Genomic DNA, 25,108 nt, shown 5'->3' with positions numbered 1-25,108 from the left:
GGCAACGATGAGTCCGACTCCCGCGATGAGCTTCGAGCAATGGATGGCGGCGATCACCACCCACGGTGCGATGATCGCCGCCACCAGCACCGACGATCTCGGTGTGCCGGTACCGAGTTGTCCCGAGTGGACGGCCGCCGACCTGATCTCCCATGTCGGCGCCGTGCACCGGTGGGCGAAAGCACGGATCGTCGGCGACGATTCGGTGCAGTCCTACGCCGACTTCCCGACTCCTCCGGCCGAGGAGCTGACCGACTGGTATCGAGGTGGGCTCCGCGGGCTCGTCGAGGCCCTCGGTACCCGGGATCCCGACACCGCGGCACCGACCTTCGTCGGTGAGCGCACCGTCGGGTGGTGGGCGCGCAGGCAGGCGCACGAACTCACCGTTCACCGATGGGATCTGGAGTCCGCCATCCGACCGGGCACGCAGAAGGCGGTCGACGCCGAGCTCTCTGCCGACGGGATCGAGGAGTGGCTCGAGGTCTTCGCCCCCCGATTCCTGTCCCGGTCCGGCGGCGTTCCGCAGCACCTGCACGGAGCAACACTGCATATCCACACCCATGACGAGCCGGTCGGCGAATGGCTGGTCGAGCTGTCCGCGGACGGGCTGACGTGGTCGCGAGAGCACATGAAAGCAGATGTGGCGCTGCGCGGTTCGGCTTTCGACTTGTTGCTCACGCTCTGGCATCGCCGACCGCTGTCGGCCGTCGACACGGTTGGGGACGCCGGCGTCGCCGCCGAACTCCTCGACCTCATCCACGTCACCTGACCGCCACCGATACCGTAGAACCCGCATCCGCATCCATGAGGAGATGATCATCATGACCGCAGGCACCCACAGCCCGGCCGACGGCGCACCCATCAAGCTGGTGAGCCGCGTCTCTGCGATCAACTGGAACCGCGTCCCCGACGAGAAGGACGCCGAGGTGTGGGATCGTCTCACCGGCAACTTCTGGTTGCCGGAGAAGGTGCCGGTGTCCAACGACATCCCGTCGTGGAACACGCTCACCGAGTACGAGAAGCAGCTGACGATGCGGGTGTTCACCGGTCTGACGCTGCTCGACACCATCCAGGGCACTGTCGGTGCGGTCTCACTCATCCCGGATGCGTCCACCCCGCACGAAGAGGCGGTGCTCACCAACATCGCGTTCATGGAGTCGGTGCACGCCAAGAGCTACAGCTCGATCTTCTCCACGCTGTGCTCGACCAAGGAGATCGACGAGGCGTTCCGCTGGTCGGAGGAGAACGAGCACCTGCAGCGCAAGGCCCAGATCGTCATGGATTACTACCGTGGCGAGGACCCGCTCAAGCGCAAGGTGGCCTCGACCCTGCTCGAGTCATTCCTCTTCTACTCCGGCTTCTACCTGCCGATGTACTGGTCCTCGCGCGCCAAGCTCACCAACACCGCCGACCTCATCCGCCTGATCATCCGCGACGAGGCGGTGCACGGCTACTACATCGGCTACAAGTACCAGCGGGGTCTGGAGGTGCAGACCGCCGAGCGTCGTCAGGAACTCAAGGACTACACCTTCGAGTTGCTCTTCGAGCTCTATGACAACGAGTCCGATTACACCGAGGCGCTCTACGACGAGGTCGGCCTGACCGAGGACGTCAAGAAGTTCTTGCGCTACAACGCGAACAAGGCGTTGATGAACCTCGGCTACGAGGCGATGTTCCCGAAGGACGAGACCGACGTGAACCCGGCGATCCTGTCGGCGCTTTCACCCAACGCCGACGAGAACCATGACTTCTTCTCCGGCTCCGGTAGCTCGTACGTCATCGGCAAGGCGGTCAACACCGAGGACGAGGACTGGGACTTCTGAGGTAGGAGCACCCGCCCGACCGGGTGTAGCGGGGGAAATGAAGACGAAGGATATTGGGGGGACTGTCATGAGTGACGACAAGATCGACTACCGCAAGATCGACCACCGCAAGGGCCCGGTCACGCCTGCGACGGTGAGCGTCGTGGGCGCCGCACCCAAGAGCTGGACCTCGTTTTGGGTAAACGGTGCGATCGTGGTGGCGGCGTTCGTGGCCATGGCGCTCTGTGCGGCCATGCGTGCTACGGTCGCCGCGAACTGCTTCGGCACCTTCGGTGTGGTCGCGAGTGGTCTGGTTCTGCTGACTCTGTGGCAAGCACGATCGGTCATCGGCAAACCTCAGGTCACCGCTGGCCCGGAAGGGATTTGGGCGCCGGCCTTTCAGCTGCCCTGGGATCAGATCCGTGCCCTGGAATTCGTGAGCGGCCAGATCACCTACAGAAAGAACGATCCGCATCAGACGCACGCGACACGGCGACGGGAGACGTCGCTTGTCGTCACCTCGCGCGCGGCGAACAAGAACGGGCGACCCCTGCAGTACGGAACGACCCTGCATCACTTCAACTCGGAGAACTTCGACGAGTTCCGCAGTGCAGTAAGGGCTTTGGCGCCGCACGTCGAATTCTGGACCACGCTGAACGTCAGCGATTACGTCGTCGACCCCACCGCACAGCAGGAGCTTGCCCGGCAGTTGGCAGCGACCGGACGGGTCGCCGTGACCACGCGGCGCGGTAAGGAGAAGATGTACTTCGACCGAAACGGAGTCGGCGCCGACGACAAGTTCGTGCCGTGGACGTCGGTCACCGGTGTCATCGCGGTCATCGATCTGCACACGACCAGCGGCAGCTCCGGAATGGGAAAGAGTACGTCGCGGACACCGAAGCTCGTGGTCGTCACGAATATGGTGGACCAGAAGGGACAAGAGCTGCGGCTCCGACCCACCTACGAGGCGAGCTATCAGCCGCCCGTCGAGCATCTCCTGCCGCTGCTGCGACAACTCGCACCGCATGTGCAGATCGCCGACCAACGCGCCGTCAAGTGAGCGTCCCTTCGTACTCGGCGCCCGCGGTCGGCTAGCATGGTCGCCATGTCGATCACCGAAAGGGGCGCTGCGCCTCACCTGAGCTGATGGCCGGCGTTCGCGTCCGCAGGGCGGACGAACTCCGACGTTCCCGACGAGCCCGCTCCCATTCCTGTTGGGGCCACCTCATTCTGGCGCCGCTGTGGGCCCAGCACGGAGCCAACCTGGGCACCCTGCTGCGCACCTGTGATGCGGTGGGCGCCTGTATGGCGGTGCCACCGCACGACTGGGTGGGTCCGGCCTTGCGACGGGGCAACACCGTTCCGGGCCGCTCATGTATTCATCGCACCGGCAACCCGGTCCGGTGGCTCGAGCGTGAGCGCGCTGCCGGCGCTCACCTCGTCGGCGTCGAATTGGCCGAGGGCGCAACGCGTCTGGCCGACCTACCGATCGCACGGCGACGTACCGTGGTGGTGCTCGGGCACGAACGCACGGGCATCCCCGAGTCCGTCCTCGACGTGCTCGACGACGTCGTCGAGATACCGATGGTGGGACGCGGGGCGAGCTTGAACGTCGCGGTGTCCGGGTCGCTCGTCGCCTACAAGCTCGCGGGATTGGTGTGAGACCGCCCTCATGGTTCGACGATCCGGTCGTAGAGATCGCCCAACTCGTCGACGGCCTCGGCGATGTCGCCGGGGGCGACGCCGGAGGCCCGCAATGCCGTGCGCAGAGCGGTGCCGTCGAGGTCGGTCAGCGGATTCATCCGCGGCGGCGATGGGAGTGGGGGAGCGGTCGCGCCGGTGCCGTAGAAATCGATTCGCGGTGGCGCGGAATCACTCTCGTCGCCGGTCCGATCTCCGTCACCCTGCGGGGAGGAGTCTCGGGCGGGCGCGAGTTCCTCGATCGCGTCGAGCAACTCCGGCAGCGACGTCCCCATCACCGACAGCAGGGTGGTGGGGCTCCGGTCGATCTCGACGGCCACCTCGTACATCGTCGACAAGACGTGGATGCAGCGCCCGGAGTCGTCGGGGCACGTGCAGTCGCCGACGATATCGGCGCTCTCGGTGGGCAACACCAGTTCACCGACGGTTCGCGGTTGCTCGCCACGCGCGAGCGACATCACCTCGGTCACGCCATCGGCGGCACGCAGCAGCGTCGCCACCGTCGCGGTGTCGACGGTGCGGATCTCGATCGTCACCTCGAACGGTTCGAGCTGACTGCCGTCCACCGACGAGGTGACCCGCCCCGCACCGATCGTCAATCGATGCACGTGCCGATCGCGAAAGTATCTACGGGCCTTGGTGATCTTGCGGCTGTCGACGGCCGCATCGGTGCCGTCGCCGGCGAAGCGGCCTTCGGTTACGTCGACCAACGCCCGCGACCACGGAGTCAGCGCATATCCGCGCACCGGAACCGTGCCACGCCGTGCACTCATCGGCGTGCACTCATCTGGGCGCCGCTCATTCGCTCACCGCGTCCTCGCGCAACCGGAACAGTTCGAAGAGTTCGTCGTTGCCGAGGTCGCCCATCCAGTTCTCGCCCGCCGACACCGTCAACCGCGACAGTTCGCGCTTCTTCGCGATGAGGTCGTCGACGCGTTCCTCGAGCGTGCCGACGCACACGAAGCGTCGCACGTGCACGCGTTGCCGTTGCCCGATCCGGTACGCGCGATCGGTCGCCTGGTCCTCGACGGCCGGATTCCACCAACGGTCAACGTGCACCACGTGATTGGCCGCCGTCAGATTCAGGCCGGTGCCGCCGGCCTTGAGGGTGGCAATCAGGATCGGCGGTCGGGTCCCGGTGTCGCCGTGCTGGAACCGGTCGACGAGCCGGTCACGGTCGCCGCGTGCCAGACCTCCGTGCAGCAGCGGGATCTCGGTGCCCAACAACTCGGTGAGCCACGCCGACAGTAACTCGCCGAAGGCCGCGAACTGGGTGAACAGCAGGGCCTGATCGCCCTCGGCGACCAGTGTCGTCGCGATGTCGTCGAGCAGTTCGAGCTTCCCCGACCGGTGGACGCCCCGCCGGACCAGCGGTGTGCCGTCGGCCAGATAGTGCGCGGGATGATTGCAGATCTGCTTGAGGCGCGTCAACGCCGCCAACACCGTTCGCCGGCGCAACGCGCGCTGCTGTTTGTCCCGCAGGGCCGCCATCAGATCGTCGATGACCGCGCGGTACAGCGCGGCCTGCTCGACGGTGAGATTGGCGCGCACGGTGATCTCGGTCTTCTCCGGAAGGTCGGTGATGATCGACGGGTCGGTCTTCTCGCGCCGGAGGATGAACGGGCGGGTCAAGGCGGCCAGGCGGGCGAGCGCGTCGGGATCACGGTCGCGTTCGATCGGCTCGGCGAAGCGATTACGGAAGGTCGACGCCGACCCCAGCAGACCGGGATTGACCAGGTCGATCACCGCGCGCAGATCCTCCAGCCGATTCTCGACGGGGGTGCCGGTCAGGGCGATCCGGTGATCGGCAGGAATCGACCGGAGTGCTTTGGCCGCTGCGGTTCTCACGTTCTTGACATGCTGGGCCTCATCGACGACGAGATGCCGCCAGGGGTGCGTCGCCAGCAACTCGCGGTCACGGGTGGCGATCGCGAAGGTTGTCAGCACCACCTCGGCGCTGCCGTGGACCGCCGCGAACGCGGCGCCCTTCGCGCGATCGGGACCGTGATGGACCGCCACCGGCATGCTCGGCGCGAACCGCGCGAGTTCGGCAGACCAGTTGCCCACCACCGACATCGGGCACACGATCAGCGTCGGCGAGCGGGTGGCGGTGTCTGCCGTATGCGCTTCGTGGGCGAGCAGCGCGATCACCTGCACCGTCTTGCCCAGCCCCATGTCGTCGGCGAGGACACCACCGATCCCGCGCCGTGCCAGATGCGCCAACCACTCCAGGCCGCGCTGCTGATACGGGCGCAGCGAGGCCGCCAACAGTTCGGGCGGCGGGATCGGTTGTGGGCGTATGGCTCCGGTCTCAGCGATCTCGTCGAGCCAGTCCAATCCGCGCACTGCGCTCACCGGTACCGGCAGGGAGTCGGTGTCGCCGGCGACCAACCCGAGCAACTCGCCCATGTCGGGTGCGGCGCCCGAACCGGCCAGCGCGCGCTGGGATTTCACATAGGCGGCCGCCCGGCTCAACCGGGCGCCCTCGGCGCGCACCCACACGCCGCGGATGCGGACGAGATCGCCCTTCTGCCTGGATAACTCGTCCAGATCGGCTTCGCCGAGGGTGATCGCATCCGGCCCGTCGCCGAGTGCCAGGCGCCACTCGAACTCCCGGATCTCCCGCAACCCGACCATGCGTGCCGGCGCACCGCCGCCCACCACCGGACGTGCCCGCATGGTCAGACTCGGCCGGACCTCGGCGATGGTGCGCGGCAACAAGACCGGGAACCCGGCGTCGGCCAGCGCGGCGGCGCCGGTGGTGAACAGGCGTTCGGCGAGTTCGGTGGGCAGCAGGTAGTCCAGACTCGTCCGATCCGGATCCGCTTGGTGTAGTTCGGGAAACGCCCGGACCGCGGCGGCCAGTTCGGTGGTCACCTCGTCGAGGTCGGTGGCATCGAGCCGACCCGGCAACACCGGCGCCACATGACCGTCGATCGAGCGTCGGCACACCTCAAGGCGCCATCGCAACCGGTCGGGGTCGGTGCGCACACGGTCGATGTCGTCGTCGGGGCCGAGGTCGTCGATCGGCGAGTCCGGGTCGTCGGGTTCGTGCAGCCGGAAGATCAGGCTGGCCTCGTCGGCTGCGGCGCTCGTGCCCCAGCCCGCCCACGCCGACGTCGCCGCCGGGCGGGTGGCGGCCGGCGGTACCGCGCCGTCGCCCACGAGCGCGGCGATCAGCGGCGTGGTGGGATTGGCCGCGCCCAGTCGTGACGCGGAAGCATCGATCCGGCAACGGCATTCGTGATCGACCACCTCGGCCGCGAAGTCCATCAGGGCGGCGGCGCCGCCGTTGTCGGCGAGTGCGCCCGGCGCGCCGCCGGTGATCACCGCACTCCAGGCACGCCACGCCGAGGTCGGCAACGGCGCCCAGCGGAACACCGTCTCGCCGGCGATGTCGGCCAGGGTGGGGGCGACCGCGCCGGCCCCGACGAAGCGCCGGACCCCGTCGACGAGATGCCGATACCAGGCGATGTCGCCGGCGACGGGAAGCGATCGGGTGGCATCGAGGAACGAGACGGCAGAAGCCGTGCCCAGGGTCATCGTGGCGACGAAGTCGCGGCGGCCGGCGTCGTCGATGATGTCGATCTGGCGGCGGAAACGCTTGCCCGCCAACAGCGATCGCAGAGGATCGGGGAGCTCACCCGTGCGGGTGGCGTCCTCCCAGACCGCCAACCCCACACCCGGGCGCCACAGCGCATGCAATCCCGCCACCGACCCGCCCGGAGCCGACGGCTCGCCGGAGCGCGTCGCGAGGGTCGATGCCATGGCCTTCAGGGTAGTTCGCGGCCCCGACACGACCGCGAAACGGCTGCCGGCGGTGCCGACCTGCGAGAGACTTCAGGGATGACCAGCACCCACGACGCCCCGCAGACCCACGGTGAGGCGCTCGCCTCCGGCCCCACCGTCTATTCCGGTCAGGAACACTCGGTGGGCAAGGCCGCACGCAAGATCGTGCCTCGCCGAGCCCTCGGAGACTGGGACCCGTCGGCGCGCGGGCACGATGCGCTGCAGACCATCCTCGCGCAGAACGAGACGCGCGATCAGCGGCTCGTCCCCATCCGCCACGGCCGGATGGCGGCGTCACCGTGGACCTACTACCGCGGCGCCGCCGCGGTGATGGCCGCCGACTTCGGTTCCCGGCCGAACACCGGCATCACCGTCCAGCTCTGCGGCGACGCGCACGTCCTGAACTTCGGGCTGTGGAACACCCCGGAGCGAACGCTGGCCTTCGATCTGCGCGACTTCGACGAGACCCTGCCCGGCCCGTTCGAATGGGATGTGCTGCGCTTCCTGGCGAGCCTGGTGGTGCTGGCGCGGGACAACAAGGTCGCCGACGCGGCCGCCACCGAGGCGGTTCGCGCCGGATTCCGCGGCTACCGCACGTGGATGCGCACCTACTCGGGGTGGCCGATCCTCGATGTGTGGGCCGAGAAGTTCTCGGTCGACGAACTCACCGGCTACATCGCCACCCCGGCCAACGGGGCGCGCCTGGACAGCGTGATCGAGAAGCGGGCGCAGAAGCGGACCAGCCGGGGAGCATCGAAGAAACTCACCCACCTCGTCGACGGGCGCCGGATGATCAAGGAGGAGCCGCCCTATCGGGTGCACGCGTTGGCCGACTACACCGACGTCCTCAACGACGTGATCGTCGCGTACTACGCGTCGGTGCCGGAGAACGTCGCGGCACTGCTGCGCCGCTTCGACCTCGTCGACGCCGTGCAGCAGGTCGTCGGGGTGGGCAGCGTCGGGATGCGGGTGTTCCTGAACCTCGCCGAGGAGCACGAGACCGGCGACCCGCTGTTCTTCCAGATCAAACAGGCCGCGCCGTCGGTGTACGAGAAGGTGGTCGCGCCCAGCGCCTACGACCATCACGGTCAGCGGGTCGTCAACGGTCAGCGCCTGATCCAGAGCGCCTCGGACATGTTCCTGGGCTGGACGACGATCGGCGACTGGGAGTTCTACGTCCGACAGTTCCGCGATGGCAAGGTCATCCCGGACGGTCCGACCGTGTCGCGCGCGCTGTCGCAGTTCGCCGCCGCATGCGGCCACGTACTCGCGCGGGCCCATGCCCGTAGCGGAGACGCCCGTGCCATCGCCGACTACCTCGGCACCTCCGACAAGGTCGAGGAATCGGTGGTGCGTTTCGCGCACGCCTACGCCGACCAGACCGAACGCGATCACGCACAATTGGCCGCCGCGGTCGCCGACGGGTCGATTCCGTCGGCGCCGGGCTGGCCCTGAGTACTGCGGGGTTCGGCGACGAGGCCGGAGTCGTCAGTCGGTGACCTCGTTCAGCGTGCCGGTGGCCACGTCGAAGACGAATCCGCGCAGCGAACTGGTCTTGGTGACGAACGGGCTGTTGCGGATGCGCGCCAACGATTGCCGCACATCCTCCTCGACGTCGGGGAAGGACTCGGCCGCCCACGCCGGCTTCTGACCGATCTCGTTCTGGATGTCGCGCTTGAAGTCGTCGTCGGTGAACGTGAGCATGCCGCAGTCGGTGTGGTGGATCAGGATGATCTCGGTGGTGTCCAGCAGTCGCTGGCTGATGGCCAACGACCGGATCTCGTCGTCGGTGACGACGCCACCGGCGTTGCGGATGACATGCGCCTCACCCTCGTTGATGCCCAGCGCCCGGTAGACGTCGAGGCGGGCGTCCATGCAGGCGACGATCGCGACGTGGCGGCTCGGCGGCAGGGGCAGGGGACCGGAGAAGGTCTTGGCGTACTCGGCGTTGTTGGCGAGGTACTCGTCGGTGACAGTCATGTTGTCCACGGTGCGCGCGGTCACGCCCGGTGCGCGAGGGTTGCGATCACGACGGGCCGAACACATCGGCGTCGGCGCATGTGTTCGCGCCGATCCCCTCCGGCCGCTCACTGCCAGCGGGCCAGCAGGTCCTTCGATCGTGCGGCCAGATCGGCCTGCCAGAACGGACCGAAGCTGATCCGTCCGACGCCGAGCTCGGCCAGGTGCGTGAGCGAATCCTCGGCGGGCACGGCGATCGCGTTGACCGGCAACGGTAACGACGAGGTGAGCTCGCGCTGCACCGCGTCGGTGTGTCGGCCGACGGGGTAGAGGCTGCTCGCCCCGGCCTGCGCACAGAGCGTGAGACGTTCGATCGCGCGAGCCACGCGGTCGGTCTCGGCGCCGTCGGCACGTAGGAACAGGTCGGTGCGTGCGTTGATGACGACCGGGACACCCGCGGAGTCGGCGGCGGCGCGCAGCGCGCCCACGAGATCGGCGTGCTCCCCTGCGGCGCGCAAACGTCCACCCTCGGCGTGCACGGTGTCCTCGATGTTCAGACCCACCGCTCCGGCGTCGAGTAGTCCGTCGATCAGTTCCGCCGGCGACCGGCCGTACCCCGACTCGACGTCCACCGACACCGGGAGGTCCACCGCGTCGGTGATCTGGCGGACCCGGGTCAGTAGTTCGTCGAAAGTCATGCCCTCGTGGTCGGTGCGACCGATCGAGTCGGCGACCGGATGGGAGCCGACGGTCAGCGCCGCGAACCCGGCGTCGGCGGCCAGGGCCGCCGACCACGCGTCCCAGACCGTGGGCAGCACGACCGGGCTGCCGGGCACGTGCAGATCGGCCAGGGTGCGGGCGAGGGTCACCAGGTCAGGAGTTGCTTCTTCAGGAATTGCCATTCAACGATTCCTTCACGTCGTTGAGCACGAGCCATGCCGCCGCCAAACCTGTTCCGCTGTACCAGATCTCGTCGTTGACCGAAAGGACGCGTTTCCAGGTGGGCGCGCCCATGTCGAGCCAGCGATCGCTGAGCAGGACCTGTTTGCCGTGATCGAGGCCACCGTCGCCGTCGAAGGAGACGTAGATGAGGTCGGCGTCGGCGTCGGTGAAGTTCTTGTCGGTGACGGTGAAGCTGTCGGCGCCGCGCTGCGGGGCGGGACGCTGCACGCCGATCATCGTCAGGATCTGGCCGGCGAAAGTGCCCGTGCCGGCAATGATCTCGGAGTCCTTGGTGAACCGGACGAGCGACACCTGGTTGTGGGCGGCATCCATCCGTTTACCGGTCTTGGTGGCCTCGTCGGTGAATTCCTGCAGCAGGCGGGTGCCGTCGGCGGAGCGGCCGAGGGCGTCGGCCACCGCCTGGAAGCGTTCCTGCCAGGTGCCGTCGGGGATGGCCGCGGTCTTGGTACCGGCGAAGGCCTGCGCCGATCCGGCGGTCGACGGGGTGGTGAGCACGATGTCGGGGGCCGCGGTGCGGACCGCCGACGGATCGGGGGTGGTGCCGATTGCCGGAACCGAGGTCAGCTGCGGTCCGAGATACGCGGGGATCGTGCCGGGGGCCGCGGTCACGGCGGTCACCTTGGGGCCGATGCCGAGGGCACAGAGATCATCGAGCAGCGCCGGGTCGGTGACGACGATGCGCGCGGGGTCGGTGCGCGGGTCGGAGGCGGTGGTCGGTGCCAGGCAGGTGCGCGAGTAGTCACGGTCGGCGGAGACGACGTTGACCTCGGCGATGCGGGTCGTGGAGGTGGAGATGGTCTTGCCATCGGGGGTGGTCAGCAGCGGCTGATCGTCGGAGCAGGCACCGAGCACCACGGTTGCGACGCACACCAGCAGTGCCGAGGCGACCACGCCGCGCCTGCTCGACCGACTCCGAACACCGTCGCCGGATCCGCATACGACCCGGTCCTCACCGCCACCCTGCACCCGCCCAACCTAGCAGGGCCACAACCTCGCCCACCCGAGCTCGTCGCCGCCGTCCCGCATGGCGTCGCAGGACGGTCCGGCGAGCCCGGCGCGTCGGCTCCGGCGTCGCAGCTGACCTGCGCCGATGGTGCTCCCGAAAAATCAAGTACGACGGATCGTAGGACCCACTCGGCCGGGGTGGGTGCAAGGGTTTAGGATCGGTAACCAGCGCTCGGTTTGTTCATGTGCCGACCGGCGGAAATCGCATCCCGACCGGTCGGGCAAGAGGAGGATCTGTGACCGCGGTAGACCAGCCCACCACGCAAGTGGCACCAGTACGTCCGTACCCGGAGCGCCATCAGCCCAAGGGTTCGTTCATCTACAAGCTGATCACCACGACCGATCACAAGTTGATCGGCATGATGTACATCGTCGCCTGCTTCGCCTTCTTCCTCATCGGTGGCCTGATGGCCCTGCTGATGCGTGCGGAGTTGGCGCATCCGGGCATGCAGTTCCTGTCGACCGAGCAGTTCAACCAGCTGTTCACCATGCACGGCACGGTGATGCTGCTGATGTATGCGACCCCGATCGTGATCGGGTTCGCCAACTTCGTGTTGCCGCTGCAGATCGGTGCCCCCGACGTCGCCTTCCCGCGACTCAACGCCTTCGGCTTCTGGCTGTTCGTGTTCGGTTCGACGATCGCCATCGGTGGCTTCATCACCCCGGGTGGTGCGGCCGACTTCGGCTGGACCGCCTACACACCGCTCACCGACGCGATCCACTCGCCCGGTGTCGGTGCCGACCTGTGGATCATGGGCCTCGGCGTCTCCGGTCTGGGCACCATCCTCGGTGGCGTCAACATGGTGACCACAGTCGTGTGTCTGCGCGCGCCCGGCATGACGATGTTCCGGATGCCGATCTTCACGTGGAACATCCTGGTCACCACCATTCTGATCCTGCTGATCTTCCCGCTGCTGACCGCGGCCCTGCTCGGCCTGGAGGTCGACCGTCAATTCGGTGCCCACCTCTACGACCCGGCCAACGGTGGTGTGATCCTCTGGCAGCACCTGTTCTGGTTCTTCGGTCACCCCGAGGTGTACGTCATCGCGCTGCCGTTCTTCGGCATCGTGTCGGAGATCTTCCCGGTCTTCTCCCGCAAGCCGCTGTTCGGCTACTCGGGCCTGGTGTACGCGACGCTGGCGATCGCCGCGCTGTCCGTCGCGGTGTGGGCCCACCACATGTACGTCACCGGCGCGGTCCTGCTGCCGTTCTTCTCCTTCATGACCTTCCTGATCGCGGTACCGACCGGTGTGAAGTTCTTCAACTGGATAGGCACCATGTGGAAGGGCCACATGACGTTCGAGACGCCGATGCTGTTCTCCGTCGGCTTCATCGTGACCTTCCTCTTCGGTGGTCTGACCGGTGTGCTGCTCGCCAGCCCGCCGCTGGACTTCCATCTGTCCGACAGCTACTTCGTCGTCGCCCACTTCCACTACGTGCTCTTCGGCACCATCGTGTTCGCGACCTACGCCGGCATCTACTTCTGGTTCCCCAAGATGACCGGACGCATGCTCGACGAGCGCCTGGGCAAGTGGCACTTCTGGCTGACCTTCATCGGCTTCCACACCACGTTCCTGGTGCAGCACTGGCTGGGTAACGAGGGCATGCCGCGTCGCTACGCCGACTACCTGCCGTCGGACGGCTTCACCACCCTCAACGAGGTCTCCACGGCCGGTGCGTTCATCCTCGGTCTCTCGACGCTGCCGTTCCTGTGGAACGTCTTCAAGAGCTACCGCTACGGCGAGGTCGTGACCGTCGACGATCCGTGGGGCTTCGGCAACTCGCTCGAGTGGGCGACGAGCTGCCCGCCGCCGCGCCACAACTTCACCGAGCTGCCCCGCATCCGCTCGGAGCGTCCGGCCTTCGAGCTGCACTATCCGCACATGATCGACCGGATGCGTGCCGAGGCGCACGTCGGCCCGGGTCACGGGCATGACAGCGAAAGCGCCGAGCATGCCCGGCGCGACCCGCTCACCGTCGGCGACCACGAGTCCTCCGCCGACTGACGCGGCGCAGCGCGGTGGGCGACTCCCCGGATTCACACACCACTTCCGCACCCGGATCGGTTCACACCGCTCCGGGTGCGGTCGTGAAGGCGACCCTCCTGATCACCGTCACCGGCCCCGACAAGCCCGGTGTCACCTCGGTGCTCATGGGTGCGCTTGCCGGACAACAGGTTTCCCTGCTCGACGTCGAGCAGGTCGTCATCCATGATCGCCTGACACTCGGGGTGCTCGTCGCGTGCGACACCGACCCCGAGCAGGTGCAGGACGTCGTCGAGCAGGCGATGAGCTCGGTCGGGATGGATGTCCACGTCGAGGTTGGTGGACAGTCCGGTGGCCATCAGCCCTCGACACACGCCGTGGTGCTGCTCGGCAGCCCGGTGACCGCGCGCGCGTTCTCCGCGGTGGCAGCCGAACTCGCCGGGCAGGGCGGCAACATCGACTCGATCCGCGGGGTGGCCGACTATCCGCTCACCGGACTGGAATTGATGGTCAGCGTCGGTGGACGCGACGACGTCGCGGCCGACGCCGCACTGCGCAAGGGCCTTGCGCGGGTGGCCACCCGCTACGGCATCGACATCGCGGTCGAACGCGGGGGGCTCGCGCGACGCGCCAAGCGACTCATCGTCTTCGATGTGGACTCGACGCTCATCCAGGGCGAAGTCATCGAGATGCTCGCCGCCCATGCCGGTCGGGAGGCCGAGGTCGCGGCGGTGACCGAGGCGGCGATGCGCGGTGAACTGGATTTCGCGCAGTCCCTGCATCAACGGGTCGCCGCGCTCGCCGGTCTCGACGCGAGCGTTCTCGACGACGTCGCCTCGTCGCTGGAGCTGACGCCGGGAGCGCGCACCACGATTCGCACGCTGCACCGCCTGGGCTATCACTGCGGTGTGGTGTCCGGCGGGTTCCGGCAGGTCATCGACGGTCTCGCCCATGAGCTGGAACTCGATTTCGTGCGGGCCAACACCCTCGAGGTCGTCGACGGAACCCTCACCGGCCGGGTCGTCGGGGAGATCGTCGACCGGCCGGGCAAGGCCAGAGCGCTGCGGTCGTTCGCCGATCAGGTCGGGGTGCCGATGGAACAGACCATCGCCGTGGGCGACGGCGCCAACGACATCGACATGCTGTCGGTGGCCGGTCTCGGTATCGCGTTCAACGCCAAGCCCGCACTCCGTGAGGTCGCCGACGCCGCGCTCAGCCACCCGTTCCTCGACGCGGTGCTGTTCATTCTCGGCGTCACCCGCGACGAGATCGAGGCCGCCGACGCCGCCGACGGGGTGCTGCGCCGGGTTCCGCTGGAATGACCGACACATCGACCGACCCGGGCTCTGTCGTACCCGATCCGTTCGAGGACGATCACCGTCGGCTGACGGCTTATGTCGGCGGTCACGACGACCCGCCGGATCCCGCCGACGTGCTCGCCATGCAGATGGTGCTGCGCATCGAGAAGGCCGATCCCCCCGACCGCACCGAGCTGCTGGTGGCCGCCGCCCGTGCGGTGGCGCTGCTGTGCCTCGACGACCGATCCGGTGGCGACGGTCCGTGGTCGGCGCCGATGGACGCCTGGTGTGACGCGCGTATCCGCAAGATCGCGCGACGCGCCCGCGGTGCGCAGTGGGTTGCCGCGCAAGAGGTCTGGGGCCTCACCGCCACCGAAGGCGGCGCGCAGGCCCGCGCCCTGGTGCCCGGCCGGGTCGGCGACGTCGACAAGCGGATCTCCCGGTTGCAGATCGGCGGCACCGAGGTCGGCGGTGAACTGCCACCGGCGCCCGGCGGCCGCGGGGTGTGTCTGTGGCTGGACCCACGACTGGAGATGACGGTCGGCAAGTCGGCGGCCCAGGTGGGTCACGGCGCCATGCTCGCGGTGAAGCTCCTCGATGAGGCCACCGCCCGCGACTGGCGCGAGGCCGGGTGTCCGCTGATGGTGTGCGCCGCCGACGACTCCACCTGGACACGGCTGCTCGCCGCAGAACGTGCCGGCGAGGCGGTGGCCGTTCGGGATGCGGGCTTCACCGAGATCGCACCGGGGTCGGTGACCGTGATCGCGGAGGTAATCGAATGACGAAAGATCAAGCGGCATTACCGGAGTGGGCGCTACCGCTGAATCTGGCGCCTCATCCGGAGGGCGGCTGGTACGCCGAGACGTGGCGCAGCGAACTCTCACTGCCCGCCGCGTCGCTGCCCGGATACGACGGTGACCGCGCCGCGGGCACCGCGATCTATTTCGTGCTGTTACCCGGTGAAGAATCGGCCTGGCACACCGTGCGCGGCGCGGAGATGTGGCTGTTTCACCGCGGTGCGCCGGTGGAACTCGATCTCGGCGGTGACGGTGCTGTGCCCCTCGGCGTCGGGCCCACCGGCATCGAGCACACCGAGACGATCGTGGTCGGACCCGACATCGGTGCCGGCCACCGACCGCAGGTACTCGTGCCGCCGGGGCACTGGCAGCGGGCGCGTGCCGTGGGAAACGAAGCGGCGCTGGTCAGTTGCGTCGTCGTACCCGGATTCGACTTCGCCGACTTCCGGCTGGCCTGACGGCGCTCAGCTCGCCGGGACCCGCGCCGGCGCCAGGTGCTCCAGCGTCTGCAGCCACACCTGCCGGTCGGGGGCGATCGACGCGACGATCACCTCGTCGGCGTCGGCATGTCCGGCGAACCAGTCGAGATACTCCCGCACCTCGTCCGGGGTGCCGACGCCGGAATACGTGAGCATCTCGTCGATCTGACGTCCCTGCGGCATCGACAGGATTGCATCGGTTTCCTCGTCGGTGAACTTCCGTCCGCCCCGGCCGAAGAGCGCGGTCACCCGATGCCGCTTGGCCTGGTGGAGCTGGTCGCGGGCGCGCTGCGGATCCTCGTCGGCGATGACGCAGGCCCCGGCGATCACATACGGCTCGGCGAGCTGCTCCGACGGCCGGAACTGCTCCCGATAGATCTGCACCGCCTGGGTGAGGGCGCCGGGCGCGAAATGCGAGGCGAAACCATAGGGCAGGCCGAGCGCCGCGGCGAGCTGCGCACCGAAGAGCGACGAACCGAGGATGTAGAGCGGCACGTCGGTACCGTTGCCCGGCGTCGCACTCACCCCGAGCACGCGCGAGTGCCCGGTGAGATAGCCCTGCAGTTCGAGAACGTCGTTCGGGAAGCGATCGGCGGCGGCCATGTCGCGGCGCAGGGCCGCGAACGTGTTCTGGTCACCACCGGGGGCGCGGCCCAGCCCGAGATCGATGCGACCGGGGTAGAGCTCGCCGAGGGTGCCGAACTGCTCGGCGATCGTCAACGGCGCGTGATTGGGCAGCATCACCCCGCCGGAGCCGAGCCGGATCGTGGAGGTGCGGGCCGCGATATGGGAGATCAGCACCGCAGGCGCCGACGATGCGATCGACGACATGTTGTGGTGTTCGGCGTACCAGATCCGTTCGTAACCCCACTTCTCGGCGCGGATGGCCATGTCGGTCGAGGCGGCCAACGATTGGCCCACGGTTTCTCCGGTGCCCACCTGGGCGAGGTCGAGGATCGAAAGAGGCACACTCATACCTTGATCAAGGTCGTCGGGCGGACGGCTATTCCCTTGCCCGATCCCGACTTTGGTCGTCTCGCGCACACATCGGCCGGTGACGCCGCGCCCGGCACGGCAGGTCCTCGGCGGACCCCGGCGCCAGGCGGACACGCATCGCGATGATGGTGCCCACGGGCGCGGTGAGTAGGGCACGATGGAGTCCGTGACCGCCAGCGATCCCGTGCCCGACGAGCCCACCTCCGACCCCGACCTGTTGATCGATTTCCGTGACGTCGCGGTCGTTCGCGGCGGAACGTCCCTGGTCGGTCCGGTCACCTGGCAGGTCGAACTCGACGAGCGCTGGGTCGTCCTCGGTCCCAACGGCGCCGGCAAGACCACCCTGCTGCGCATGGCCGCCGCCGAACTGCACCCGAGTTCCGGTATCGCCTTCGTGCTGGCCGAGCAACTCGGCAAGGTCGAGGTCCGCGAACTGTCCACGCGGATCGGCGTGGCCAGTGCGGCGCTGGCCGACCGCATCCCCGACGACGAGGTGGTCAGCGACGTCGTCATCTCCGCCGGCTATTCGGTCATCGGCCGGTGGCGGGAGAACTACGACGACGTCGATCGGGCACAGGCGCTCGAATCGCTGGAGTCGATGGGTGCCGAACATCTCGCCGATCGGGCCTTCGGCACCCTGTCGGAGGGTGAACGCAAGAGGGTCCTCATCGCCCGGGCGTTGATGACCGACCCCGAACTGCTGTTGCTCGACGAACCGGCTGCCGGACTCGACCTCGGCGGGCGTGAAGAGCTCGTCGAACGGCTCTCCGCGCTGGCCGCCGACCCCGACTCGCCGGCGATCGTGCTCATCACCCACCACGTCGAGGAGATCCCCGCCGGATTCACCCACGCCATGCTCCTGTCGGAGGGGGCCGTGGTGGAGCAGGGACTGCTGAACAAGGTGTTGACGAGCAAGAACCTGTCGACCGCGTTCCGCCAGCAGATCACCTTGTCGAAGGTCGACGGCCGGTTCTTCGCCCGCCGGTCCCGCCGCGCCGGCGGACACCGACGTTCCGCCGGCTGACGAGTCGCTGCGGTCGATCGGGATCGGCCGCCCCTGGATGCGGTTGTGCCGCGGCCCGGCGATAGTGTCGACGGGTGTCCCGGCACACATCTCGGCCGGGACGGGTTGGAGGTCTTCGATGGCAGGGACGTCGGCACCGCAGGCCGCGCCGTTACGTGACGCGGCGACCGTGGTGCTCGTGCGCGATGGCGGCAAGAACAGCGACGGTGGCGACAACAGCGGTGGCGGGATCGAGGTGTTCCTGCAGCGCCGCGTCAAGCAGATGGCGTTCGCCGGTGGTATGACGGTGTTCCCGGGCGGCGGGGTCGACCCCCGCGACAGCGACGCCGACCTCGCCTGGACCGGACCCGCGCCGCAGTGGTGGGCCGAACAGTTCTCCACCACAACCGAACTCGCGCAGGCTCTGGTCTGCGCCGCGGTACGCGAGACCTTCGAGGAATGCGGCGTGCTGCTCGCCTCGTCGGGCGAGGAGTTCCCCGACCCCGCGACGTTGCGTGACGACCGCGCCGCCCTCGTCGACAAATCCCTGTCGTTCGCCGGTTTCCTCCGCGCCCACGGCCTCACGTTGCGCGCCGACCTGCTGCGGCCGCTGGCGCACTGGATCACCCCGGTCAACGAGAAGCGCCGCTACGACACCCGTTTCTTTCTGGCGGCCGTCCCGCCCGGCCAGGAACCGGACGGTTCGACCACCGAGGCCGACGTCACCCGGTGGGCGAGTGCGCAGGACGCGATCGACGCGTGGTCGGCGGGCAAGCATTTCCTGCTGCCCCCGACGTGGGCGCAGTTGACGGAGGTGGCCCGATACGCGACCGTGGCCGATCTCCTCGACGCCGAGCGCGCCATCGAGCCGATCGAACCGGTGGTGAGCGCTGGAAAGGGCTTGTCGGGCTTGGCTTTCACCCGTTCCGACGACTATTTTGCCGGTCTCGGCGATCAGCTGCCACCCGACATCACCCTCTAGTCCCGATCGTCACGACCAGCCGGCCGGGCTCGGGGGAGTTCCACGCCTGCTCGACGTCGGCGAGCGCCGCGGTGCGGACATCGATCGGGAGCCCACCGGCGGCGGCGAGATCGAGCAGGGCGGGGAGTTCGGCGAATAACAGACGCGGGTCGATCGATCCACCACCCGAGCCCCAGATCGAGATCGGACGCGCGCGCAGGATGGCGGCGTCGAGGGTGATCGACCGGCCGGCCAGTGCGCCGATCTGGACGTAGTCCACGCTGGAGTGGCGTCCGGTGAGGCTGTGCGCCCGTAGGGCTTCCAGCGTCATCTCGGCGACCGGACCCCAGAGGTAATCGAGGATCACGTCGATCCCCTCGGCAAACGCCGCCGCCAGTCGCCCTCGGGGATCGTCGTCGAGTAGCGACACCGTCTGCACCCGCGGGTCTTCGGCGAGACGGGCCAGCACCGCGGCGTTGCGGCCGACCGCGACGACGCGACCGGCGCCCAGGTGCAGGGCGATCCGGACGGCGAGAGTACCGGCGGTGCCGGTCGCTCCGAGAACTGCGACGGTGCCTCCTTGAGGGACACCGGATTTCACCAGCGGCATCCATGACGACATCGCGGGGTTGACGACCGCGGCGGCGGTCTCGCTCGACAACGCGTCGGGGATCGGCACCGCGAATCCCGCGGGCACCACCGTCCGTTCGGCGATGGTGCCGTATGGGTCGGGGCATCCGCCGGTGTAGACGCGGCGGCCGTCGAGTACGGCCACCCCGTCGACGCCGACGACGAAGGGGAGTTTGTCTCCCGAGGAGTAGTGCGCACCGCCCGCGATGGAGCGCACGATCTGATGCACCCCGGCGGCGAGCATCTGCACCTCGACGTACCCGTCGGTGGCGACGGGAGCGTCGAGGTCGGCATACACCGGTGGGTGGGTGAGGTCGGTGACGAGAGCTGCTTTCATGAACCACTCCTTTGAACAGTGTTCAAAACATGACTCTGTTAGGATGGTTGAACATTGTTCAAGAGTCAAGGGGGATCTGTGGCACGGACGCCGCTGAGCCGGGATGCGATCGTCGACGCCGCCTTCGAGCAGCTCGCGGAGACCGGCCTCGACGGGATCACGGCACGGGCGCTGGCCGGCCGATTGGGTGTGCGCGCCGGTGCGCTCTACTACCACGTCCGCGACATGACCGAGCTGACCGACGAGATGGCCACGCGCATCCTGCGGCGACTGCTCGACGAGCCGATCCCCGACGAGGCCGCCGCCGACTGGCGAGAGTTGTTGCGGACCAGTGGACATCGCATCCGTACGACGCTGCTGTCCTACCGTGACGGGGCCAAGTTGGTCTCGGGAACCACGCTGCTCGACGACGATGCCCTGCGCCGACTCGAAGAACCGGTCCGGGTGCTGGCCGCCGCCGGCATGACACCGCTGGATGCGCAGCGAGCACTGGTGGCGCTCAACGCGTTGGTCACCGGGTATGTGATCGAAGAGCAGCACCGGCATCCGGTGCCGGGGGAGAATCGCATCACCGCCGAGGCCCGACGCGCCCGCCTCGACCCCGACGAGCAGCCCCTGCAATATGCGCTCAGCGAGGAGATGGCGACACTGCCGGTTGACACCTTCGACTGGGCGCTGGAGGCGCTCATCGCCGGAATCGGTGTGCGCGTGGGACTCTGAGCGGTCTGTGGTGTCCTCTCTGTGGTGTCACCCTTTGCGGAGTTCTACCCGTCGAGGTCGACGATGTCGGTGTCGTCGGTCGTGCCGCCCGCGGCGTCGTCGCGATCGGCCCACTCGAGGAGGTGATCGAGGCGATGGGCGACGTCGTCGATCTCGGCGTGCAGGTCACCGAGTTCGGCGAATCGTGCAGGCATCGTGGCGATGGTGAAATCGTCGGGCTCGACGTCGGCGATCTCGGCCCAGGTCACCGGCGCCGACACGGTCGCCCGCGGGTTGCCGCGCACCGAGTACGCCGCGGCCATCGTGTGGTCGCGGGCATTCTGGTTGTAATCGACGAACACGGCCGACGGGTCACGGTCCTTGCGCCACCAGGTGGTCGTCACGTCCGCGGGACAGCGTCGCTCGACCTCTTTCGCGAATGCCAGTGCCGCACGGCGAACCTGGGGGAACCCCCATTCCGGGACGATCCGGACGTAGATGTGCAGCCCGCGCCCGCCGGAGGTCTTCGGGAACCCGCGGATGCCGAGTTCGTCGAGGACCTCGTGGACGACGCCGGCGACCCGGCGGATTCGTGCGAAGTCGCAGTCGGGCATCGGGTCGAGGTCGATTCGCCACTCGTCGGGCGATTCGGGGTCGGCACGACGGGAGTTCCACGGGTGGAACTCGACCGTCGACATCTGCACCGCCCAGATCACGCTGCCCAGTTCGGTGACGCACAATTCGTCGGCGGTGCGTCCGAACCGGGGGAACCACAGCTCGGTCGTCTCCACCCAGTCGGGAGCTCCGGCCGGAATCCGCTTCTGGTGCACCTTCTTTCCATCCACGCCTTTGGGAAAGCGGTGCAGCATGCACGGGCGCTCCAGCAGCGCGCGCACGATGCCGTCGCCGACGGAGAGGTAGTAGTGCGCGAGATCGAGTTTGGTCTCGCCGCGCTCGGAGAAATAGATGCGGTCGGGGCTCGACAGTCGGATGGTCCGTTCGCCGACGGTGAGCATCACCGGTGCCCCTGCGTCGCTCGCTGCCGACGGGGCCATCGCCGCTCCTCTCGGGCCATGCGTCAGCCGACGTCGCGCCCTGATGTGCAGTCTGCCATCGCGGTGGCGTGGGCGACGACAGCGGCGCGTCTGCTCGCGGCGTCGTCGGGCCGCACCGGCAGTGTCTGCACCAGGGCGCTCAGCGTCCACCAGCCGACGACCAGCGAGATGACGCTGAAGAGCAGTTGTTCGGCCCCGGTGCGGTCCAGGCCGGGCACTACCGCTCGGAATCCGGCGATGTTCTTCGCGCACATCGGGTTTCGAGCGTCGATGCCGACCGCGGCGTCGAGTTCGAGGCTCTCGTAGGCCAAGAGCCGGGGCAGGTGCGGGCGCTCGGCGCACCGGTCGAACAGTGCTCCCGCGAAACGGCCGATCGCCTCGGGGCCGGCGCCAGCGGGATCGACCCCCTCGAGAAGGCTCGCCAATTCCCGGGTCAGCACCGCGGTGAACAGGCCGCGCTTGTCGCCGAAGTAGCGGTAGACCCGCTCCTTGTTCACCCCGGCGTCGCGACCGATTGCGTCGAGGCGTGCCCCGGCGAAGCCGTATGCGGCGAACTGCCGGGTGCCGGCGTCGAGTAGTCGGCGTCGCGTCGTCTCGGTGTCCCAGGCCACGAACGAACCATACCGAAAGTCCAAACGATTGGTTGGAAACTGGGCGTTGTCGGGTTACGCTGCAATCTCCAAACGGATGTTTGGACATTGTTCGGTCGGGTGATGAGCGTCGGTCCGATGAGGTCCGGTCTGAGGAGAGTGCGATGCGAGCGTTGGTGATGGGTGCCCGCGGTGCGGTCGGTCGGGTGGTGGTCGAGGAGCTGCGTTCACGCGGGCATGTGGTGACGCGGGCCGGGCGCGGCGCCGGAAATGATCTGATCGGGCTCGATCTGACTCGACTCGATTTGACTGCGCCGGAGGGGCTCCGGACGTTGGCGCACCTGTCGGCGGTGCACGACGTGGTGATCAATGCGTCCGGGGTGGAGACGCCGGCGCTGGCGCGCTGCGGTGCTCCGGCCGTCGTCGAGATCTCGGCGACCTCGGCGTATCTGGCCGCGCTGCGCCGGGCGGTGCGCGAGGCCGTCGGCGGGACCACCATGTCGGAGGCGCCGGCGGGCACGGTCGTGACCGGTGCGGGTCTCGTGCCCGGACTCAGCACCCTGCTGATCGCCGAGCTCGACACGGAGCCGGGCGATGACGTCGACCTCGGAGTCGTGTTGGGTACCGGGGAACACCACGGTGCGGCGGCTGTCGAGTGGACCGCCGGGCTGCTCGGTACCCCGGTTCATCACCCGCCCGAGGGACGCCGGATCGTCAATCTTCGGCAGTCCCGTCGGATCGCGGAGCCCAGCGGTCGGCGCCGGCGCTACCTGCGGGCCGATTTCCCCGACCATGTCCTGCTCGCCGACCGGGGAATCCGAGTGCGTAGTCACCTCGCACTGAGCAGCCGGAGTGCGACCGGCGCGCTCGCACTCGCCGGTCGGGTCCCCGCCCTCGGGATTCTCCTCGACCGCGCTCCGCACGTGGGCTCGGACGAATGGCTGGTGGTTGCGCAGAATCGTCGTACCGGGCGCAGCCGGGCCGCTCGTGGGCGCCGGCAGTCGTGGGCGACCGGTGTACTCACCGCGTTCGCCGCCGAACTCGCCGCCGGCGGTGCGGCGGGTGGTGCGGTGACGATGGCCGATCTCACCGACGCCGCCGCGGCACAGGGACGGCTCGAACGGCCTGATCGTCAGACGGTAGCCTTCGACCATGGCTGAGTTCGTGACCCTGGAGACCTCCGACGACCATCCCGGTGTGGGCACCATCCTGCTCAACCGGCCACCGATGAATGCGCTGAACCGACAGGTCCAGTCCGAGCTGGCCGCCGCGGCCGCACAGGCCACCGACCGTGACGACATCAAGGCCGTCGTCGTCTACGGCGGTCCCAAGGTGCTCGCCGCCGGTGCCGACATCAAAGAGATGAACGACATGACCTATCCGGAGATGGCCAAGGTCGCCGGTCGCCTGCAGAGCGCGTTGGGGTCGATCTCGGAGATCCCCAAGCCCACGGTCGCCGCGATCACCGGTTACGCGCTCGGCGGCGGTTTGGAGGTCGCGCTCGGCGCGGACCGACGTATCGCCGGCGACAACGCGAAGCTCGGCGTCCCCGAGGTCCTGCTGGGTGTCATCCCCGGTGGTGGCGGTACGCAGCGTTTGGCCCGTCTCGTCGGACCGGCGAAGGCCAAGGACATGATCTTCACCGGCCGGTTCGTCGGCGCCGACGAGGCGCTGCGGATCGGGCTCGTCGACGAGGTCGTGGCACCCGATGAGGTCTACAACGCGGCCCTGGCGTGGGCCGGCCAGTTCGCCAACGCGGCATCGGTGGCGCTGGCCGCCGGGAAGAAGGCCGTCGACCAGGGGCTGGGAGTGGACCTGGCGACCGGGCTGAAGATCGAGGAACAACTGTTCGCGGCGCTCTTCGCCACCGAGGACCGCAAGATCGGAATGGAGTCGTTCGTGGAGAACGGCCCGGGGAAGGCCCGGTTCACGGGTAAGTGAGCCGCGCAGAGGGAGAGGGACACATGACGACCACCGAGAACGAGCCGGAGACGGACAACGAGACGGGTGCCGGGTCGCCGGTTGATCCGGCGCCCAACCCGCACGCCAGCGCCGAGGAGGTCGCGGCGGCGCTGACCGACACCAAGCTCGCGCAGGTGCTCTATCACGACTGGGAGGCCGAGACCTACGACGAGAAGTGGTCGATCAGCTTCGACGAACGCTGTATCGATTACGCGCGCGGCCGGTTCGACGCGGTGCCGGCGAGTGATTCTGCCGCCGGGAGCGCAGCGAGCGGGCTGCCCTATGGGCGGGCGATGGAACTCGGTTGCGGCACCGGCTTTTTCCTGCTGAACCTCATGCAGTCCGGGGTGGCCGAGAAGGGGTCGGTCACCGACCTGTCGCCGGGCATGGTGAAGGTGGCGCTGCGCAACGCCGAGAACCTCGGACTCGAGGTCGACGGCCGGGTCGCCGATGCCGAGAAGATCCCCTACGACGACAACACCTTCGACCTCGTCGTCGGACACGCTGTGCTGCACCACATTCCGGACGTCGAGCAGGCGTTGCGCGAGGTGTTGCGGGTGCTCAAGCCGGGCGGGCGGTTCGTCTTCGCCGGTGAGCCGTCGACGATCGGTGACTTCTACGCCCGGTGGATGAGCCGGGCCACCTGGTACCTGACGACGAACCTCACCAAGCTCGGTCCGCTGCAGTCGTGGCGCCGCCCGCAGGAGGAGCTCGACGAGTCCTCGCGTGCCGCCGCGCTCGAGGCTGTCGTCGACATCCACACCTTCGATCCCGACGAGTTGGCGGGCATCGCCCGGTCGGCGGGAGCGTCGTCGGTGCAGACCGCGACCGAGGAGTTCGCCGCGGCGATGCTCGGCTGGCCGGTCCGTACCTTCGAGGCCGCGGTGCCGCCGGGCAAACTCGGTTGGGGCTGGGCCGGTTTCGCGTTCGGCTCGTGGAAGCGCCTGACGTGGCTCGACGAGAACGTCCTGCGCAAGGTGGTGCCGCCGAAGTTCTTCTACAACGTCGTGGTCAGCGGGTACAAGCCCAGTTAGCCCAGGTGTGACTGTTCTTCCCCAAGACTTTCACTCTTCCGTAAGAAATCTCCAGCGGAAGAA

The 25,108-nt window shown here is 68.2% G+C and carries 24 protein-coding genes; 15 read left to right on the top strand and 9 right to left on the bottom strand.

Annotated elements, in window-relative coordinates; all coding sequences use genetic code 11:
- The first annotated feature begins 7 nt into the window (after positions 1-7).
- From AC5ZH6_RS16905 to AC5ZH6_RS16890, 4 genes are all read left to right on the top strand, one after another.
- The gene (locus AC5ZH6_RS16905) at positions 8-769 is read left to right on the top strand and encodes a maleylpyruvate isomerase family mycothiol-dependent enzyme (protein ID WP_231386643.1); all 762 of its coding nucleotides are present in this window, start codon (positions 8-10) and stop codon (positions 767-769) included.
- Positions 770-821: 52 nt separating this feature from the next.
- On the top strand, positions 822-1,823 hold the full coding sequence (gene nrdF / locus AC5ZH6_RS16900; RefSeq protein ID WP_006367603.1) for a class 1b ribonucleoside-diphosphate reductase subunit beta: 1,002 nt from the start codon (positions 822-824) through the stop codon (positions 1,821-1,823).
- A 67-nt stretch (positions 1,824-1,890) separates the two neighbouring features.
- A complete protein-coding gene (locus AC5ZH6_RS16895) occupies positions 1,891-2,862 on the top strand; it encodes a hypothetical protein (RefSeq protein WP_020170733.1) in 972 nt (323 codons plus the stop codon).
- Between the two features lie 86 nt (positions 2,863-2,948).
- The gene (locus AC5ZH6_RS16890) at positions 2,949-3,464 is read left to right on the top strand and encodes a TrmH family RNA methyltransferase (protein WP_020170734.1); all 516 of its coding nucleotides are present in this window, start codon (positions 2,949-2,951) and stop codon (positions 3,462-3,464) included.
- Positions 3,465-3,472: 8 nt separating this feature from the next.
- Here the strand turns inward: AC5ZH6_RS16890 and AC5ZH6_RS16885 are convergent, their stop codons facing one another.
- The gene (locus AC5ZH6_RS16885; protein WP_020170735.1) at positions 3,473-4,276 is read right to left on the bottom strand and encodes a hypothetical protein; all 804 of its coding nucleotides are present in this window, start codon (positions 4,274-4,276) and stop codon (positions 3,473-3,475) included.
- A 25-nt stretch (positions 4,277-4,301) separates the two neighbouring features.
- Complete coding sequence (locus AC5ZH6_RS16880; RefSeq protein ID WP_211544378.1) at positions 4,302-7,271, bottom strand: DEAD/DEAH box helicase; 2,970 nt, start codon at positions 7,269-7,271, stop codon at positions 4,302-4,304.
- A gap of 78 nt (positions 7,272-7,349) precedes the next feature.
- On the opposite strand from AC5ZH6_RS16880, the gene AC5ZH6_RS16875 reads away from it, so the two are divergent.
- Positions 7,350-8,747 carry a DUF2252 domain-containing protein gene (locus AC5ZH6_RS16875; protein ID WP_020170737.1) on the top strand — a complete coding sequence of 466 codons (1,398 nt, stop codon included), beginning with the start codon at positions 7,350-7,352 and terminating at the stop codon, positions 8,745-8,747.
- A 33-nt stretch (positions 8,748-8,780) separates the two neighbouring features.
- Here the strand turns inward: AC5ZH6_RS16875 and AC5ZH6_RS16870 are convergent, their stop codons facing one another.
- The 3 genes from AC5ZH6_RS16870 to AC5ZH6_RS16860 all read right to left on the bottom strand — a co-directional run bounded on the left by AC5ZH6_RS16870 (position 8,781) and on the right by AC5ZH6_RS16860 (position 11,180).
- Positions 8,781-9,272 (bottom strand): beta-class carbonic anhydrase, encoded by a 492-nt coding sequence (locus tag AC5ZH6_RS16870; protein ID WP_026919998.1) that lies wholly within the window; start codon positions 9,270-9,272, stop codon positions 8,781-8,783.
- Between the two features lie 107 nt (positions 9,273-9,379).
- Positions 9,380-10,153 carry an isocitrate lyase/PEP mutase family protein gene (locus AC5ZH6_RS16865; RefSeq protein WP_006367595.1) on the bottom strand — a complete coding sequence of 258 codons (774 nt, stop codon included), beginning with the start codon at positions 10,151-10,153 and terminating at the stop codon, positions 9,380-9,382.
- Positions 10,140-11,180, bottom strand: coding sequence for an ABC transporter substrate-binding protein (locus AC5ZH6_RS16860; RefSeq protein ID WP_020170739.1), 1,041 nt, complete (start codon positions 11,178-11,180; stop codon positions 10,140-10,142). The genes AC5ZH6_RS16865 and AC5ZH6_RS16860 overlap by 14 nt, the downstream gene beginning before the upstream one ends.
- 275 nt (positions 11,181-11,455) lie before the next feature.
- Between AC5ZH6_RS16860 and ctaD the strand changes: the two genes are divergently transcribed.
- The 4 genes from ctaD to AC5ZH6_RS16840 all read left to right on the top strand — a co-directional run bounded on the left by ctaD (position 11,456) and on the right by AC5ZH6_RS16840 (position 15,757).
- The gene (gene ctaD, locus AC5ZH6_RS16855; protein WP_026920000.1) at positions 11,456-13,225 is read left to right on the top strand and encodes an aa3-type cytochrome oxidase subunit I; all 1,770 of its coding nucleotides are present in this window, start codon (positions 11,456-11,458) and stop codon (positions 13,223-13,225) included.
- Between the two features lie 83 nt (positions 13,226-13,308).
- On the top strand, positions 13,309-14,526 hold the full coding sequence (serB, locus tag AC5ZH6_RS16850) for a phosphoserine phosphatase SerB (RefSeq protein WP_026920001.1): 1,218 nt from the start codon (positions 13,309-13,311) through the stop codon (positions 14,524-14,526).
- Positions 14,523-15,284: a peptidyl-tRNA hydrolase gene (locus tag AC5ZH6_RS16845; protein ID WP_079930314.1), complete on the top strand. Its 762-nt coding sequence runs from the start codon at positions 14,523-14,525 to the stop codon at positions 15,282-15,284. Before serB ends, AC5ZH6_RS16845 begins: the two co-directional genes overlap by 4 nt.
- Complete coding sequence (locus tag AC5ZH6_RS16840) at positions 15,281-15,757, top strand: cupin domain-containing protein (RefSeq protein ID WP_288337831.1); 477 nt, start codon at positions 15,281-15,283, stop codon at positions 15,755-15,757. Before AC5ZH6_RS16845 ends, AC5ZH6_RS16840 begins: the two co-directional genes overlap by 4 nt.
- 6 nt (positions 15,758-15,763) lie before the next feature.
- Here the strand turns inward: AC5ZH6_RS16840 and AC5ZH6_RS16835 are convergent, their stop codons facing one another.
- Positions 15,764-16,753, bottom strand: a complete 990-nt coding sequence (locus AC5ZH6_RS16835) for an LLM class flavin-dependent oxidoreductase (protein ID WP_288337832.1) — start codon at positions 16,751-16,753, stop codon at positions 15,764-15,766.
- A gap of 178 nt (positions 16,754-16,931) precedes the next feature.
- Here AC5ZH6_RS16835 and AC5ZH6_RS16830 point away from each other — a divergent pair, with 178 nt between their 5' ends.
- Both AC5ZH6_RS16830 and AC5ZH6_RS16825 read left to right on the top strand, forming a co-directional pair.
- On the top strand, positions 16,932-17,798 hold the full coding sequence (locus AC5ZH6_RS16830) for an ABC transporter ATP-binding protein (protein ID WP_288337833.1): 867 nt from the start codon (positions 16,932-16,934) through the stop codon (positions 17,796-17,798).
- A 118-nt stretch (positions 17,799-17,916) separates the two neighbouring features.
- A complete protein-coding gene (locus AC5ZH6_RS16825; RefSeq protein ID WP_079930311.1) occupies positions 17,917-18,759 on the top strand; it encodes an NUDIX hydrolase in 843 nt (280 codons plus the stop codon).
- On the opposite strand, the gene AC5ZH6_RS16820 is transcribed toward AC5ZH6_RS16825, so the two are convergent.
- Positions 18,749-19,705: a quinone oxidoreductase family protein gene (locus AC5ZH6_RS16820; protein WP_288337835.1), complete on the bottom strand. Its 957-nt coding sequence runs from the start codon at positions 19,703-19,705 to the stop codon at positions 18,749-18,751. The two genes, AC5ZH6_RS16825 and AC5ZH6_RS16820, sit on opposite strands and share 11 nt — an antisense overlap.
- Positions 19,706-19,783: 78 nt before the next feature.
- Between AC5ZH6_RS16820 and AC5ZH6_RS16815 the strand changes: the two genes are divergently transcribed.
- Entirely contained in the window at positions 19,784-20,425 is a 642-nt protein-coding gene (locus tag AC5ZH6_RS16815) for a TetR/AcrR family transcriptional regulator C-terminal domain-containing protein (protein WP_020170746.1), read from the top strand.
- Between the two features lie 44 nt (positions 20,426-20,469).
- Here the strand turns inward: AC5ZH6_RS16815 and ligD are convergent, their stop codons facing one another.
- Together ligD and AC5ZH6_RS16805 are read right to left on the bottom strand one after the other, a co-directional pair.
- Positions 20,470-21,459: a non-homologous end-joining DNA ligase gene (gene ligD / locus AC5ZH6_RS16810; RefSeq protein WP_288337836.1), complete on the bottom strand. Its 990-nt coding sequence runs from the start codon at positions 21,457-21,459 to the stop codon at positions 20,470-20,472.
- Between the two features lie 23 nt (positions 21,460-21,482).
- Entirely contained in the window at positions 21,483-22,070 is a 588-nt protein-coding gene (locus AC5ZH6_RS16805) for a TetR/AcrR family transcriptional regulator (RefSeq protein ID WP_288337837.1), read from the bottom strand.
- A 143-nt stretch (positions 22,071-22,213) separates the two neighbouring features.
- On the opposite strand from AC5ZH6_RS16805, the gene AC5ZH6_RS16800 reads away from it, so the two are divergent.
- From AC5ZH6_RS16800 to AC5ZH6_RS16790, 3 genes are read left to right on the top strand one after another with little or no spacing between them, the layout of a single operon-like run.
- The gene (locus tag AC5ZH6_RS16800) at positions 22,214-23,209 is read left to right on the top strand and encodes an NAD-dependent epimerase/dehydratase family protein (RefSeq protein WP_288437619.1); all 996 of its coding nucleotides are present in this window, start codon (positions 22,214-22,216) and stop codon (positions 23,207-23,209) included.
- The gene (locus AC5ZH6_RS16795; RefSeq protein ID WP_006367581.1) at positions 23,202-23,990 is read left to right on the top strand and encodes an enoyl-CoA hydratase/isomerase family protein; all 789 of its coding nucleotides are present in this window, start codon (positions 23,202-23,204) and stop codon (positions 23,988-23,990) included. The genes AC5ZH6_RS16800 and AC5ZH6_RS16795 overlap by 8 nt, the downstream gene beginning before the upstream one ends.
- A gap of 23 nt (positions 23,991-24,013) precedes the next feature.
- Entirely contained in the window at positions 24,014-25,045 is a 1,032-nt protein-coding gene (locus AC5ZH6_RS16790) for a class I SAM-dependent methyltransferase (protein WP_211544392.1), read from the top strand.
- Positions 25,046-25,108 lie beyond the last annotated feature (63 nt).

The sequence above is a fragment of the Gordonia sp. YC-XJ4 genome (assembly GCF_059511865.1).
Note: the sequence above shows the minus strand (reverse complement) of the source record. Positions and strands in the feature narration are given on the sequence as shown.